We start from the raw sequence: 15,282 nt of genomic DNA on the forward strand, positions 1-15,282 counted from the left end.
AACAGAGATATTTAAATCAAAAGCTTCCTTAATTAAACTTAAAATATCCAAAGTTTTATTTACTCCTTTTGATGATATATCTCAATTTATTTTATGTTTTTTAAATATCTTTTAAGTGTTCAGCGCTTCATTGAATCCCTGTAGCAATTAGTTCATCCTCTTCTAAAGTTAGCTAAGTTACAATTAAGTGGATAAAAATTAAACTAAGCGTCACATACAAAATAAAACACAAGGTTATTTACGGAATAAAGAACAGGTAATAAATAATTTTTTGCCTGTATTATTTTTATCTTTTTCGGCTTAAATGCTTTTTAAATAACTCAGATAAATTTAAAAAAAATAGCGCTAATTATCAAAAGTTGAGTTAATCTTGGAAACTAGCAATTGTTAAGAACATACGTTGCTACTGGGTGGCAACATTGGAGATTCGCTCTGGTCTCTATGTAATCAAACCAGCAAGTAAAATGATTAACATAGAATATGCAAGAAGGAAGCTTTATTTGGAGTCATCTAGAAAAACAGCATCGCACGGTTGGCAAATGGATTGATTGGGTATGGCTAATAGTGTTGCTGTTGGCAGCAGTATTACTGTTTAGCATCAATCTGGGAGGATTGCCACTGCGAGATTGGGATGAAGGTACTGTGGCACAGGTTGCTCGTGAAATTTGGCACGCACCAGCAGGTTCAATGCGTTGGCTTTACCCAACACTAGGAGGCGAACCATATCATAACAAGCCGCCTTTGATGCATTTGCTAATTGCTTGGGCTTATTCTCTGGGAGGTGAAAATGAGTGGACAACGCGTCTACCTGGAGCAATTTTAACCGCGACATCTGTACCTTTTCTGTATTGCATTGCTCGAGAGATATTTCGCCAGCGTTGGGCAGCGATTTATAGCGCTTTGATTTACCTAACAATGCTACCCGTGGTGCGTCATGGGCGGTTAGCAATGTTGGATGGGGTGATGGTAAGTTTTTTGATGGTGATGATGTTGTGCGTGTTGCGATCGCGCCGAGATTTACGTTATTGCCTTGGTGTTGGCATTAGTTTTGGCTTGATTTGCCTAACTCAAGGACTTCTAGGCGCATTACTAGGCGCGATCGCTCTTGTATTTCTGTTTTGGGATACGCCACGACTACTCACCTGTTACTATCTGTGGATCGCAATCTTAATTGGCATTCTGCCTGTAGTTGGTTGGTATGGTGCCCAACTATTCCACTATGGTTACACTTTTGCTCAAGTTGGCCTTGTAAATCCATCAGTAGGCCGAATTGCTTCAGGTGTAGAGGGAAATTCTGAACCACCTTGGTACTATGTCATTGAACTTCTCAAGTACACATGGCCGTGGTTATTATTCTTACCACAAACTGTCCGCTTAACCTGGGAAAATCGCAACCTTAGCTGGGCAAAACTAGTAATGGCCTGGAGTGGTGTTTACCTGCTGGTAATTTCTTTCATGATTACCAAAGTTCCCTGGTATCTATTCCCGATTTACCCTAGTTTAGCTTTAGCTTTTGGTATCCAATTATCAGAAACAGAAAATTCGCCTTTACTCTCATCCTATCCCCGTGCTTGGGTTGCTGGTTTGGCGATACTTGCTGTGGCTGCTTCTGCTGGTAGCATTTATTTCAGTTGGGGTACAACACCCAAAGCAGACTTACAACTGATTTTTGCAGCAGTAGCTTTAACTATGACCTTAGCAGCTATCTTAGCAGAGCGGGGCGACGGGCAATTTCTGAAGATTTTGTTTTGGGGAAGTTATATTTCGCTGCTGCTGTTAATGAAATCTAACTACTGGGTTTGGGAATTATCTGAAGCTTATCCAGTTAAACCAGTAGCTGCGATGATCATGCGGGCAAATCCAGCTACTAAGAAGATTTACACATCTTTTCCCTACCATCGTCCCTCGTTGGATTATTATAGCGATCGCACCATCATTCCCGCTTCTGTTGGTGAACTCCAATATTATTGGCACTACAACAGCCAACCCTACTTTCTACTTCATACATCTGCTTTCACCAATCTTCAATTAGAGTCGATGAAGCTAATTGATCAAGCTGAAGGTTGGAAGTTAGTTACTAAAGATACTAATCGATTGTAAATGTTGGGTATGGGGCATTGGGTATTGGGTATTCTTCTTGCCTCCCTTGTCCCTCTTGTCTAGATAGGCATTAATAAATCCAATTCGCAACTCGCAATAAACAAAAGTTTGTAGTAAGCACTTTAGTGCTGAAAATCCTTATCTTGAGTACTAAAGTACTCACTACGAACCTGAGTTCATATTTTACGTTTAATTTAGATTGACCTACTCATGGGGAACGAAAAGATCACAAATAATCAGCGATCGCTCTTTAAACAGACATAATGTAAAACCGTGTCCTATTTGGGGCAATAAGACACGGTTTCACAGAAGTATTTAGTTATAATATTACAAAAATCAAAGTAAGATTTGATTTATACCAAATTAATCCATTTACTGAGATTTGTTTCCTGGTTCATTAACTTTCTCTGTTGTGGGAGATATTTGGCGATCGTAGCTTGTCTTTTCTTGGGTCAAGGCGATCGCACTAAAGAAAATGGCACTTCCTACAGCCAAGGCTACCATAGGACGCTTGAGCAAGACAAAATCTCTGATAATCCTCGCTAAAGGTCGGCTTTGCCGACGTAGCGCCGAAGACATCATCAACTGTCTCCAAGTAAACGGATCGCGGACATAATGACCACTCTGGCAAACTACTAGCCTTTCCTGGCAATAGGGACAGCAAAACAAGCCCATGCGCGTTTTAACTGGTTTGGGCGTAGTATTTCTTTGGCAAATTGGGCAAGTAACATAATGATTATCAAAGGTGTGTATATTCATTTACCTCGTCCGCCTAGTCCATTTACTCGCTCTATAACAATAGCTATATTGAATTGGAATCAATGTATGGTCTGAAATCAGGCATAAACTATACATACATTGTATTACTACCAAGGATGGCTCAATGGTCGCAACACGAGTATAGCTAGATTTAGGCAAGGATGACTCCTAGTTAATGTTTACGGGTGCGTCCACCAGCCGACAAAAACTCTCTTGTCTCTATAAAGGATAGTGTTAGCGATCGTTCGCACCCACTAATCACAGCTACGCCCAAGCTAGGCGTCGTTGACCCTTAAATAATAATTGTCTCCCATTTAACCATTCTCCCCACAAAAATTTTGCACAATGACATTTTTTGCTAAAGCTTTGTAAATCAAGCAAATAAAGTCTACTTGTCTGGTTGCTAAATAATGGCTCACAATGAGAAGTAACAGATAAAAATTTAAATTTTTTCTTACATTTACCCCGCCTCTCAATGACTCTCTTGCCTCCCACTCAACTGAGGAAGGTAACGGAACAACCTGCCTTTCCTACACCTTCCGCGCGTTTAGCTCACCTAATTAATCGTTTTCAACCATCACCAGAAACCGTAGTGCTATTTTTAGCCATGCTTATTGGCGGTGGTACTGGTATGGGTGTAGTCACCTTTCACTATTTAATCCAGTTGATTCACCAGCTGATGCTGGAAAATTTAATGGGTCAAATAGGCGTCTGGGGTGCTTGGACTCTAGCCTGCGTTCCCACCCTTGGCGGGTTAATCGTTGGCTTGATGCGCTGGCGCACTCAAGACTTTGGCCCTGGACTTTCATCTCTCATCGCCGCTTCTCAAGGAAAAGAGATTAAGCGACCACTAAGACCAGTTACGAAGATGCTGGCCGCATCTGTTTCTTTGGGGAGCGGTGCTTCTTTGGGGCCAGAGGGGCCGAGTGTCGAAATTGGCGCAAATTTTGGGATGTTGTTCTCTGTGATTCTCAATGTATCTCAAGAACGACAGCGGTTGCTATTGGGTGCTGGGGCGGCGGCTGGACTTGCTGCGGGATTTAATGCTCCCATTGCTGGAGTATTTTTTGCCCTAGAGGTGGTGATGGGAGCTACATCTTTCGCTACTTCTGCGGTGAGTGTGGTGCTGCTAGCGGCGGTGGTAGCAGCATTAATTGCCCAAATTGGTTTGGGGGCACAACCTGCTTTTGATTTACCTGTTTACCAAGTCCGCAGTCCTTGGGAATTACCTCTTTACCTAGGATTGGGTTTAGGGGCCAGCCTAGTTTCTCTGGCTTATACTCAATCAATTCGTTTAGCAAAGGCTTGCTTTGCTGGGAATGTTCCAGGTTTTGACTTTTTGGGACGAATTCCTCAGCCGATTCATCCAATCATTGGCGGTGTGATAATTGGCGCTGTTGCTTTGCGCTTTCCGCAAATTCTGGGTGTCGGTTATGAAACTGTAGAAGCAATGCTTCAAGATGTTGAGTTTCCACTCTATCTATTAGTTGTGCTGTTGGTAGTAAAGCTACTGATGACTGCAATTAGTACGGGTAGTGGTTTCATCGGTGGGTTGTTTGCACCAGCAATGTTTTTAGGTGCTTCTTTTGGTTCAGCTTACGCCAAAATTTTGGCTGTAGCATTCCCAGCAATTTGCGATCAAATGGCAGCTCCCCCAGCTTACGCAATGGTGGGAATGGCAGCAGTACTGGCTGCTAGTGTCAGAGCGCCGTTAACGGCTATTTTAATGCTGTTTGAATTAACCCGCGACTATCGTATTGTTTTACCGTTGATGGCAGCTGTGGGTTTGAGTGTTTGGCTAGTGGAAAGGATTAAACCAACTTTTAACTCTAACTCTAATCTCCAACAAATTGGTCTTTCGGAATTGAAAGATGAACAAGCAGAAATTGTGCAGCAAATTTTGGTAGAAGATGCTATGTATCCCTGTCCAAAAAAATTACCTGCAACTCTTGGGGTGTTAGATGCAGCTGTAGAAATGACCCGCGATCGCGTCCGCAGTGCTTTAGTAATTGATGAAGCAGAGCAATTAGTTGGTATACTTTCTCTGGAAGATATTAACCGTGCCCTTGATCTTTGGCAAACATACCCAAATTCCCTAACTGAAATTCCAGATAATTTATCCAGTCAAACTCTCATAGACATTTGTACTACTGAAATTCTCTATGCATGGCAGGATGAACTATTATCTGAAGCTTTAGACAGGATGAGTCTTCGGGGTTTGCATCAATTACCAGTAGTAGCACGAGAAAAACCCGATCGCATTTTGGGTTTATTAGAAAGAGAGCAAATTGCATTAACTTGCAATTTAGCAGTGACGCGCAAGGCACTTCGCCACTATTTACCAGTCTTACCCACGACAGATATAGTCATTAGTCATTAGTCATTGGTCATTCGTCATTCGTCATTGGTCATTCGTCATTAGTCATTAGTCATTAGTCATTGGTTTTCACAAATGACAAAGGACAATTGACTAATGACTCTTTGTAGTCATTGGTTTTCACAAAGGACAAATGACAATTGACAATTGACTAATGACCATTTATTAAGCAGTGGCTTCTATGGCTTCATCATCTTCCCGATCTTCTGGATCTACCTGTCTCAGACGAATGTGCTTTTTGCCTAAAGTGATCAGAAACTCATCTCCTGGTTTCAGATTCATCTGTTTTGTATAAGCTGAACCTATAAGTAAGTTACCATTCGATTGCACACTAATTCTATAGCTAGCACTACGTCCACCACGCCCATTAGCGCTAGGTGTACTGTCCAACTGAATGCCTTCGGCATCAATTAGGGCATTTAAGAACTTCATCATATTGACGCGCTCTATACCGTTTTTGGTAACGGTATAGTAGCCGCACTTCTTGGCTTTATCTTCCTTGCTCTCATTCTCTAGCTCTTTAACTTTTTTGAGCAGTTCTTCACCGAGTAGGGGTTCAATTTTTTTCAGTTTAGGCATCAACTTAGGTCGAAAATGAATGTTTGAAGTGTTTGAATCGATTTTATTTTAGCTGAGGTTGAGCTAATAGGAACATAATCCTTTAGTTTTTATCTCAACCTAGCCAAGTATATTACACTCAGATGCACAATTGTTATGCCATTACCAATATTGCTAAGACAATCTATTTTAGAGAATGCTGGCAATGCTGATAACTATATATATAGTTTGTGAATTACTGCTAGACTATACAAGTTTGAAGTTTTCTAAACTAACGCTCAAAAAGTTGTCTAGTGGTTGAGGATGATAACTGAGTCACAGAATGATAAGCAAAACTGATCCTTAGTTATTGGTCATTGGTCATTGGTTATTTACAAATGACAAATGATAAAGGACAAACAACAAAGCTTGCCAAAATGAAACTAACTACCAGAGGACACTATAGTGTGAAGGCGTTGCTAGATTTGAGTTTACAGCCAAAATATGGCCCTGTATCTGTGAGAGCGATCGCAAAACGCCAAGATATCCCAGCTCCTTATCTTGAAAAACTACTAATAGAAATGCGTCGTGCTGGGTTAGTGAAATCAATTCGTGGTAGCATCGGCGGATATCAATTGGCAAGAGAGCCTGTACAAATATCTATAGGGCAAATTTTAGAAGCAGTTGGCGAGACTAGCCATTTACCCCATCACACCCCAGCACCTGCACAAGCGGAAGATTGGGTAACATTTAGCCTTTGGCAGAGACTCAACCAAAAGCTTAAAGAAGCTTTGTACAGTATTACTCTGGCAGACCTTTATTATGATGCTCGTAGCTGGCAAGCTTCCCTTGGAGAAGAAGCTAGTTTTGTGGTTTAGTCAAGAGTTAATAGTCAATAGTCAATAGTCAAAATATTGACCCTTGAATGCCAGTTTACTTGACGGAGGTAACTCCCGCATATAACTGGCTCCTCTTGACCACGAATTTTAAATTTTAGATTTTTTCGTTCATACCCCGTCCCAGACTTCTTACCAAGACGCTAATGTGGTCGGGGTCAATCCAAAATCCAAAATCTAAAATCCAAAATTGGTTGACCCTTGACTCGTGACTTATGACTAATAATATCTATATCTTAATAATTGCTGCACTTTTAGATTATTTAGTTGGCGATCCTTGGGATTGGCCTCATCCAGTGCAAGTTATGGGGTGGGTAATTTCTCGCCTGACCAAATTTTTTCTCCAATTGTGTCAAAATTCTCTAACACAACGCCTAGCTGGAATTGTACTAGGCATTATCCTAATACTTGGTAGCGGCCTTGTTGGCTTTTTGATTATTCAAAGTGCCAAATGGGTTCATCCATTGTTGGGAATTGTAATAAATAGTATTGTTTTGGCTAGTTGTTTTGCTGGTAGAAGTTTGCGAGCAGCAGCGGAGGCTGTTTTACAACCTTTAACAGCAGGAGATTTGGAGAAGGCTCGGAAGATTTTAAGTAATTATGTTGGTCGAGATACCCAAAACCTCTCACAAGCAGAAATTTTACGAGCCGTTTTAGAAACTGTTGCAGAAAATACCACTGATGGGGTAATGGCTCCGCTTTTTTATGCAATTATTGGTGTTTTTATACCAGTTGTAGGGCCAACGCCCTTGGTTTTAGCATATAAAGCCAGTAGTACCCTTGATTCAATGGTGGGTTACCGAGAAGCACCCTATACTTATTTAGGATGGTTCTGTGCGCGATTAGAAGATTATTTGACTTGGCTACCTTGTCGGTTAACAGTCATGACTCTGGCGCTGTTATCGGGTAAACCGATGCATGTTTGGCGAATTTGTCGTCGGGATGCAATTAACGATCCTAGTCCCAATTCTGGCTGGAGTGAGTGCGCCTATGCTGCTTTTTTGGGAGTGCAGATGGGCGGTACAAATTGGTATCGTGGGGTAGCTAAGTACAAACCACTGCTAGGAGATGCTATTTATCCCATAACTGCAACTTCTATTCAGAATGCTTTGCAGCTGACTCGATATTGTTTTTTGCTATGGTTAGGGATAGCGATCGCTATATTCTTAATACTCCCAAATAAGTAATGATAAATATAAAGTTAGGAGTTAAGAATAAAAACTTCTAACCCTTGACTCATCACTCCTAACTTATCACTCGCTATGTCTGCCAAAGTAGTTGAAATTCTCTCATCCGAAGAAATCCGTCGTACCTTGACTCGTCTGGCCTCTCAAATTGTGGAAAGGACGCGTGATTTGTCTCAACTGGTACTTCTTGGTATTTATACCAGGGGTGCGTTATTAGCCGAATTGTTAGCGCGTCAAATTGAGACACTGGAAGGTGTAGCCGTGTCAGTCGGCGCTTTAGACATTACATTTTATCGAGATGACCTCGACAAAATTGGATTGCGGACTCCAACGAAAAGCGAAATTCCTTTTGACCTTACGGGGAAAACGGTTGTACTAGTGGATGATGTGATTTTCAAAGGACGGACAATTCGCGCTGCTTTGAACGCAGTCAACGATTACGGTAGACCAGAAGTGATTCGTTTAGCTGTATTGGTAGACAGGGGCCATCGAGAATTACCAATTCACCCAGATTTTATTGGCAAAAAGTTGCCTACCGCTAAAGAAGAAATTGTCAAAGTTTACTTACAAAATTGTGATGGACGAGATGCAGTTGAATTGATTAGTCATTAGTCATTAGTCATTTGTCATTCTTCTCTTGCTCCCCCTGCTTCTTTCCTAGTCCCCATTCCCCCAGACCTCATCGCAAAATTGGACTGCCATGATGATGAATTAAATACCACTTACCACCAAGAAACTGAAATATATTTGTAGCTGTTGATTGTGCTTCGAGTCTTCTACCACCTACTACTTGGAACACATTTTCTCTCAGCACAACATAAGCGATATTATCACTTATCTCTGTAGCAATTATATCTGTGTTTATTTCGATATAAGCGGTGTTTTTAAATATCTGCTCCCAAGAGGTGCGAATCTCCTTCCAACCTCGCAGTAGATTACTTCCAGGATGAATACAAAAACTACCAGTTCCTTGTGACCATACTGCACTCATTATCTCAATATCTTTTCTTTCAAAAGCTCGATAAAAAGCTGCATTAGCCGCTAAGACTTCATCCTTCATCATAGGGGATTAAATAGTGAAGAGTCAGGAGTTAGGAGTTACTAAATTATAACTCTCAAGTTTGACAAATAAATTAGTAATGCCCAATGCCCAATCTCTAACTCTTCTTGACTGTGCTAATAGTTTGCAATAATTGGCTAGCTGTATAGGGTTTGCATAAAAATGCTTTGATACCCATGTCATAAGCCGTATTCACTTTATCAGATGAACTAAGTCCACTGACAGCAATAATTTTGACATCTGGATTAATTTTTCGCAGGGTGCGGATAGTAGTTATCCCATCCATAGATGGCATGACCATATCAGTCAATACAAGAGATATTTCATCTTGATGTTCTGCATATAAGGCTATCGCTTCAATGCCATCACTAGCTGTGATTGCTTTGTAGTTATGGCTTTCTAGAGATGTTTTTGTCACATCCCGAATGGCAGCTTCGTCATCTACAACTAAAATTAATTCTCCTTGGCCTGAAGGTAATCCCTGTTCTTGTTCTTCTATAGTTTCTCTCGCATCTTGTGCTGGCAAATACACCTTAAATTGGCTGCCTTTTCCCTGTTCGCTGTATACGTCGATAAAACCGCCGTGGCTTTTAATAATGCCAAGTACTGTAGAAAGACCAAGCCCAGTACCTTTGCCGAGTTCTTTGGTAGTAAAAAATGGCTCAAATATCCGATCTAATATTTCGGTTTGAATCCCAATTCCCCCATCACTAATAGTAATTACAATGTGATGACCAACTTTCGCATCTATATGCATCTTGGCGTAATTTTCATCAATTAAGAGATTTTCCGCCAATATTTTCAAATTACCACCATTGGGCATAGCATCACGAGCATTGACACACAAATTCATTAGTACTTGGTGCAGTTGGGTGGCATCGCCGGATACAGTCCAAAGATTTTGTGGAATATGAGTGGAAACCTCAATAGACTTAGGAAAAGTTTCTTTTATAATTTGCTGAATTTCTATTATTAAATGCTTTAATTGTAAGATTGTGCGATCGCCTTCCAGCCCACGTGTAAAAGATAATACTTGTTTGACTAAATTTGCCCCACGTTTAGCGTTTGTGATCAATATTGGCAGCAGTCGCCGAGAACGCTCATCATGAAGTTGTGCCTCCAATAGTTGGGCTGTCATCAAAATGGGGGCAAGAACATTATTCAGGTCGTGGGCGATACCACTCGCTAAAGTACCAATGCTTTCCAATCGCTGGGCGCGAAGGAATTGCGCTTCGAGTTGTTTTTTTTGTGTGATGTCTGTGTTGACAACGAGGAAAGATTGTGATTTATTACCGAATTCATGCACTAATGTCCAACGGCTTTCAACAATAATTTCTTTACCTAATTTTGTTTTTTGCTGTAATTCACCCTCCCAAGAGCCATTTTTCATCAGAATACTGAGTGCTTCTTGAACTTGAGACGGTTTTTTTTCATGCCAGAGAACTCGTGTCTTGTTATTGATAGCTTCTTCTTTTTTCCAACCGTACAGACTCTGGGCAGCTTTGTTCCAAAATAAAATTTTATCGTCTAAATCACAGACAAAAATTGCATCGGTGGCAACATCTAGTAAAGCAGCTTGTTCGCGGATTTTCTGCTCTGTTTGTTTGCGCTCAATGGCGTAGCGGATAGAACGCTCTAACAACGGTGCTGTCAACTGGCTTTTTTCAAGATAATCTGCGGCTCCAGCTTTCATCGCTTCGATATCTATTTCCCAGTCGCCTTGACCAGTCAGCAAAATTATTGGAGAACAACAGCCGTTGGCAATTGCTTCGCGCAAAAGTTCAAGTCCATTGTGGGGGCCCAAACGGTAGTCTACAAGATAAATGTCATGTTGGTAGCGAGCGATCGCATTTCTTGCTGCTTCATAATTATTAACCCATTCCAGTTCGCAGTTTGCTACCTGAAATTCATTGAACCAATAACGAGTCAAAATATAGTCGTCTTCGTCATCATCAATGAACAGAACTTTGATAGGGTTGTTGTCCATGTTTTTCTCCCACTGCTTCTACTGGCAGTTTCACAATTTCAAACCAGTATTTGACTAGAGTCTTCATGGCCTCAACTAATGAAGCAAAAGCCATTGGCTTAATGATGAAAGAATTAGCGCCCAAATCATAAGTATTATATATATCTTCTTCTCTTCGTGATGTTGACAGGATTACAACTGGAATTCGCCGCAGTTGTGGGTCAGTTCTTATCTCTTTGAGTGCCTCAATACCGTCAATTCTCGGCATATTCAAATCTAATAAAATCAAACCCGGATACGGAGAACTTTTATGGTCAGCATATCGACCACGATGGTACAGATAATCCATCAACTCTTCACCATTACTCACGATGTACAGTTCAATTGGCAATTGACTTTCTGCCAAGGCCTCACGAACTAAGATGCAGTCATCTTTATCATCATCAGCCATTAAAATTGTGAGGTTTGTTTCTCGACCGTTCACTATGCATCGTCTCCTTTGCATTAGTTTAATTAGTATGAATCAAGTTATTAACTTGGCACAGATGGCAACTCTTACGTTGACAAAAGCAATCAAATATGCAATTTATATGTTTAGATATAAAAGGTTTATTCTGTTGCTATTTTTTTGCTATTAGCAAGCGATATCTAATCACAAACTGCCGTGGTAGTCACCAATAGCCTGAAATTATCGAATTGTATTAATAATTAACATGATGGTTGATTTGTACAATGCATAAGTCTTACAAATTACAGGGTGCAATTGTACTATTAAGCTAATTTTGGGATCTAGTATTAATCCCTCTCCAGGAATAAAAATCAAGAATGGGAATTAATTGACAATGTGACTATAAACTTTGCTCCTTGCCCAGGTTTGCTTTGGGCTGTGATATTTCCATGATGACGCTCGGCAATTTTCCGGCAGATTGCTAGACCTATGCCAGTACCTTCGTATTCAATGCTACTATGCAAACGTTGAAAAACATTGAAAATCCGATCGAGATATTTTTCTTCAAAACCAATACCATTATCTTCTACGATGATTCGACAGAGTTCAGAATTAGCGGATGTGTTATCTGCTTGATCGTTTAAAATATTACCATAAATTGTGATTACAGGTGGTGTCTGGGGGCGGTGGAATTTGAGGGCGTTACCAAGCAGATTTTGCAACAATTGGCGCATCTGTAAAGGATCGGCTTGAATGGTGGGTAACTCTGCTATTTCTACACTTGCGCCAGTTTGCTGGATATACACTTCTAAATCACACAATACCTCTTGGGCAATCTTTGCCAGATTTACTGATACAAAAGGCTGCGCCCTAGTAGTAACTCGTGAAAGTGTTAATAAGTCTTCAATCAATGTCTGCATTCTGTTAGCAGCATTCTGCATCCGTTCTAAGTAATCACGTCCCTGTTCGGTTAATGTGTCGCCACAGGTGGTTTTAAGCCGATCGCCAAAGGTTGTAATCTTACGTAGTGGCTCTTGCAAATCGTGGGAGGCGACAAATGCAAATTGTTGCAGTTCTTTATTGGAACGAGCGAGTTCTTGCCGCTGCCGAGTTTCTTGTTCTAGGATTAGGCTCTGAGTTGAGGCAATGCCTATTTGATCTGCCAGCTGTTGTAAAAGTTCAATTTCCCAGCCAGTCCACTGGCGGGGATGGGCGCACTGATGGGCAATTAACAGCCCCCACAGTTGATTTTTGAGGAAAATCGGGACTACAAGGTTGGCTTGTACGGCGAATTGTTGTAGAAATTCGACATGGCAAGGTAGGATATTGGCTTCCTTTATGTCGTTCATAGAACTAATTCGCCCTTGACGGTACTGCTCGATGTAATCGTCGCGAAAGCAAGGGTCGATAATTTGTTGCCCCAGAATAACAGGTAAACCTGGAACTACTGCCTCTTGAACCGCCATAAAAGAACCGTCTGGCTGTAGGCGCAGGATTAAAACACGGTCGGCAAGCAGTAGCTTTTGCACCTCTATGACGCTGGTTTGAAGAATTTCATCGATTTGTAAAGACTGACGAATTTTTAGGGTGATATTAGCGAACAATTGCGATCGCATATTTTGGCGTTCTAATTCTGCTTGCGCTCGGTTGCGATCGCGTTGTGCAGCTTGCCGTTCGCTAATATCCATCATCGCACCAATCATTCGCACTGGTTTGCCGGTCTTATCGTGAATCACATAGCCGCGATCAAAAACGTAGGCATAAGAACCATTGCCGCGACGAAAGCGGTATTCATTTAACCATAATGTTCTACCGCTATCTATAAGTGCCATCGTTTCTGAGGCGATTCTCTGCCTATCGTCTGGATGTATGTGTTCATACCACCAATCAGCATTCAATGTTATTTGCTCTATCGAGTAACCAAAAAGTGTTTGTAAAGCTTGATTCCACCACACCTCATCAGTCAGCAAATCCCAGTCCCATAAAAGATCATTGCTAGCACGAGCAACTATTTGGAAACGTTCTTCGCTCTGACGCAATTGTTCTTCTGCTTGTTTGCGTTCAGTGATATCTGTATGGCAACTTGTCATCCGTACTACATTACCATTTTCATCCCACACAGCCTGACCGCGATCCAAAACCCATTTGTAAGTGTCATCTTTACACCGGACTCGATGTTCGCTGATAAAAAATGGGGTAATCTTGGCAAAGTGATCAGCGATCGCTTGTCTGACAAATCCAATATCATCGGGATGCACTCGTGTTGCCCATTCATCGAAATGATTGGAAATCTCATGTTCTTCGTAACCAAGCATTTCTTTCCAGCGAGTTGAGAAAAATACTTGATTATTTTTAACGTTCCAGTCCCAAATGCCATCATTATTGCCCTGCACGGCTAACTGACAGCGTTCTTCGCTTTCTCTAAGTGCGTCTTCCACCCGTTGGCGCTCAATGGCTGTCGCCAGAACGTTGGCAACCGCTTGGAGAAAAGAAACATCATCTTTGGTAAAAGTGTGGTGTCTGGTTGTGTGTGCCCCGAAGACACCAAAAGGACGCTCTTTGCCATGAATCACTACGCTAATGCCGCTCACCACTTGATGGTCATGTAGCAGTGGTGGCCCATTAAATCGTGTTTCGGCGCTCAGGTCATCAACAATTACTGGTTCATTGGAAAGTAGGGTGTAGCCAGCTTGAGAATTGCTCCCGGCGCTAACGGTGGCCTTTCCCACCAGTCCAGGTTGCCAACCAACTCCAGCCCGTAGCAGTAATCTCCCATCGTCTGGTAGCAGCTCCAAAATTTTGCAAGACTGAACTTTGAGACATTGGGCGACCATTGTCACACATGAGTTCATTAGTGTAGTCAAGTCTGTACTAGCTAGGGCGATTTGACTTATTTCTGCCACCATTGCTTGCTGTTTAGCATGAACTTCTAGCGCCTCCTCAGCTTGCTTGCGCTTGGTGATGTCCATGTATACCCCAGACATTTGCACAGCCACCCCAGACGCATCACCAAAGACAACTCCTTTGCTTGCTAAAAAACGAATTCTCCCATCGGCTAAAACAACTCGAAATTCGATGTTATATTTGACTCGATTCTGAATAGCTTGTTGATGCGATCGCCTCACAAAATCGCGATCGCGCGGATGAATGCAGCAAATGAAGGCTTCATAGGTGTAGTTGAAAGTCCCTTTCTCTAAGCCAAAAAGGGCTTCAAGATTATCTGACCAAGTAATTTTGTTCGTCAGCAGATCCCAGTTCCAGATGCCCATACGAGCCGCATCTAATGCCATCCTGAATTGTGCTTCCCGCAATTGCGCCTGTGCAGTTTGCTGTCGTAATTCCTCCACAGCCCGACTAGCTTCTAGAAGACGGTGCAATCTTTGAAGTAATATTGGCCATTGAATCGGCTTGGTAATAAAATCAGTTGCACCTACAGCAAAAGCTTTCTCTACAGATGCCTGATCAGAAAAAGCGCTAATCATTAACACCGGTGTGTCTTTGCCATCAGGGAGTGCTTGCAGTTGAGCGCAGCAATTAAACCCATCCATCACCGGCATTAGGACATCCAGCAGTACTATATCTGGGTGGAGGCGAGTATAGGTAGCGATCGCCTCTAAACCGTTACTCGCTTCTACCACCTGATACCCGGCTTCTGTTAATAGCTCATTCAGATGCATCCGCATGAAATCGTCGTCGTCTACAACCAGAACCAGGTTAGTCATTTGAGTTTATCCTGGGAGCGATCGCCCTTCTTTAATTTGGTCAAACTTTAGTGCTTTTAACTCAGCACTCGTCATTTTCCTAATTATCTTAACCCCTCAGTCCCCCATGCTTCATGCCCAATCTATTTGAGTGCTGAGTGCTGAGTGCTGAGTGCTGAGTGCTGAGTGCTGAGTTCTGAGTTCTGAGTTCTGAGTTCTGAGTTCTGAGTTCTGAGTTCTGAGTTCTGAGT

At 41.8% G+C, this 15,282-nt stretch carries 11 protein-coding genes; 5 read left to right on the top strand and 6 right to left on the bottom strand.

Annotated elements, in window-relative coordinates:
* The first annotated feature begins 480 nt into the window (after positions 1-480).
* Positions 481-2,100 carry an ArnT family glycosyltransferase gene (locus ABF638_RS32035; RefSeq protein WP_435026883.1) on the top strand — a complete coding sequence of 540 codons (1,620 nt, stop codon included), beginning with the start codon at positions 481-483 and terminating at the stop codon, positions 2,098-2,100.
* A 372-nt stretch (positions 2,101-2,472) separates the two neighbouring features.
* On the opposite strand, the gene ABF638_RS32040 is transcribed toward ABF638_RS32035, so the two are convergent.
* On the bottom strand, positions 2,473-2,859 hold the full coding sequence (locus tag ABF638_RS32040) for a hypothetical protein (RefSeq protein ID WP_435026884.1): 387 nt from the start codon (positions 2,857-2,859) through the stop codon (positions 2,473-2,475).
* 475 nt (positions 2,860-3,334) lie between these two features.
* Between ABF638_RS32040 and ABF638_RS32045 the strand changes: the two genes are divergently transcribed.
* The gene (locus ABF638_RS32045; protein WP_435026885.1) at positions 3,335-5,239 is read left to right on the top strand and encodes a chloride channel protein; all 1,905 of its coding nucleotides are present in this window, start codon (positions 3,335-3,337) and stop codon (positions 5,237-5,239) included.
* Positions 5,240-5,401: 162 nt separating this feature from the next.
* Here ABF638_RS32045 and ABF638_RS32050 read toward each other — a convergent pair whose 3' ends face one another.
* The gene (locus tag ABF638_RS32050; protein ID WP_179068863.1) at positions 5,402-5,815 is read right to left on the bottom strand and encodes an AbrB family transcriptional regulator; all 414 of its coding nucleotides are present in this window, start codon (positions 5,813-5,815) and stop codon (positions 5,402-5,404) included.
* 395 nt (positions 5,816-6,210) lie between these two features.
* On the opposite strand from ABF638_RS32050, the gene ABF638_RS32055 reads away from it, so the two are divergent.
* From ABF638_RS32055 to pyrR, 3 genes are all read left to right on the top strand, one after another.
* On the top strand, positions 6,211-6,651 hold the full coding sequence (locus tag ABF638_RS32055) for an Rrf2 family transcriptional regulator (RefSeq protein WP_181932588.1): 441 nt from the start codon (positions 6,211-6,213) through the stop codon (positions 6,649-6,651).
* Positions 6,652-6,884: 233 nt separating this feature from the next.
* On the top strand, positions 6,885-7,856 hold the full coding sequence (gene cbiB / locus ABF638_RS32060) for an adenosylcobinamide-phosphate synthase CbiB (protein WP_435026886.1): 972 nt from the start codon (positions 6,885-6,887) through the stop codon (positions 7,854-7,856).
* A 75-nt stretch (positions 7,857-7,931) separates the two neighbouring features.
* On the top strand, positions 7,932-8,468 hold the full coding sequence (gene pyrR / locus ABF638_RS32065) for a bifunctional pyr operon transcriptional regulator/uracil phosphoribosyltransferase PyrR (protein ID WP_069071632.1): 537 nt from the start codon (positions 7,932-7,934) through the stop codon (positions 8,466-8,468).
* A gap of 67 nt (positions 8,469-8,535) precedes the next feature.
* On the opposite strand, the gene ABF638_RS32070 is transcribed toward pyrR, so the two are convergent.
* The 4 genes from ABF638_RS32070 to ABF638_RS32085 form a co-directional block, all read right to left on the bottom strand.
* Entirely contained in the window at positions 8,536-8,919 is a 384-nt protein-coding gene (locus tag ABF638_RS32070) for a nuclear transport factor 2 family protein (protein ID WP_435026887.1), read from the bottom strand.
* A 94-nt stretch (positions 8,920-9,013) separates the two neighbouring features.
* Positions 9,014-10,903: a response regulator gene (locus tag ABF638_RS32075; protein ID WP_435026888.1), complete on the bottom strand. Its 1,890-nt coding sequence runs from the start codon at positions 10,901-10,903 to the stop codon at positions 9,014-9,016.
* A complete protein-coding gene (locus tag ABF638_RS32080) occupies positions 10,869-11,366 on the bottom strand; it encodes a response regulator (protein ID WP_435026889.1) in 498 nt (165 codons plus the stop codon). Before ABF638_RS32080 ends, ABF638_RS32075 begins: the two co-directional genes overlap by 35 nt.
* Before the next feature lie 335 nt (positions 11,367-11,701).
* Positions 11,702-15,052: a PAS domain-containing protein gene (locus ABF638_RS32085; RefSeq protein ID WP_435026890.1), complete on the bottom strand. Its 3,351-nt coding sequence runs from the start codon at positions 15,050-15,052 to the stop codon at positions 11,702-11,704.
* Positions 15,053-15,282: the final 230 nt, after the last annotated feature.

The sequence above is a fragment of the Nostoc sp. CALU 1950 genome (genome assembly GCF_051172895.1).
GTDB classification, from domain to species: Bacteria; Cyanobacteriota; Cyanobacteriia; order Cyanobacteriales; family Nostocaceae; genus Nostoc; species Nostoc edaphicum_A.

What these genes read in the sequence shown, in the direction of transcription:
- ABF638_RS32035 (WP_435026883.1), top strand. Translation starts at nt 481, where the DNA reads ATGCAAGAAGGAAGCTTTATTTGGAGTCATCTAGAAAAACAGCATCGC.
- ABF638_RS32040 (WP_435026884.1), bottom strand. Translation starts at nt 2,859, where the DNA reads ATGAATATACACACCTTTGATAATCATTATGTTACTTGCCCAATTTGC.
- ABF638_RS32045 (WP_435026885.1), top strand. Translation starts at nt 3,335, where the DNA reads ATGACTCTCTTGCCTCCCACTCAACTGAGGAAGGTAACGGAACAACCT.
- ABF638_RS32050 (WP_179068863.1), bottom strand. Translation starts at nt 5,815, where the DNA reads ATGCCTAAACTGAAAAAAATTGAACCCCTACTCGGTGAAGAACTGCTC.
- ABF638_RS32055 (WP_181932588.1), top strand. Translation starts at nt 6,211, where the DNA reads ATGAAACTAACTACCAGAGGACACTATAGTGTGAAGGCGTTGCTAGAT.
- cbiB (WP_435026886.1), top strand. Translation starts at nt 6,885, where the DNA reads ATGACTAATAATATCTATATCTTAATAATTGCTGCACTTTTAGATTAT.
- pyrR (WP_069071632.1), top strand. Translation starts at nt 7,932, where the DNA reads ATGTCTGCCAAAGTAGTTGAAATTCTCTCATCCGAAGAAATCCGTCGT.
- ABF638_RS32070 (WP_435026887.1), bottom strand. Translation starts at nt 8,919, where the DNA reads ATGATGAAGGATGAAGTCTTAGCGGCTAATGCAGCTTTTTATCGAGCT.
- ABF638_RS32075 (WP_435026888.1), bottom strand. Translation starts at nt 10,903, where the DNA reads ATGGACAACAACCCTATCAAAGTTCTGTTCATTGATGATGACGAAGAC.
- ABF638_RS32085 (WP_435026890.1), bottom strand. Translation starts at nt 15,052, where the DNA reads ATGACTAACCTGGTTCTGGTTGTAGACGACGACGATTTCATGCGGATG.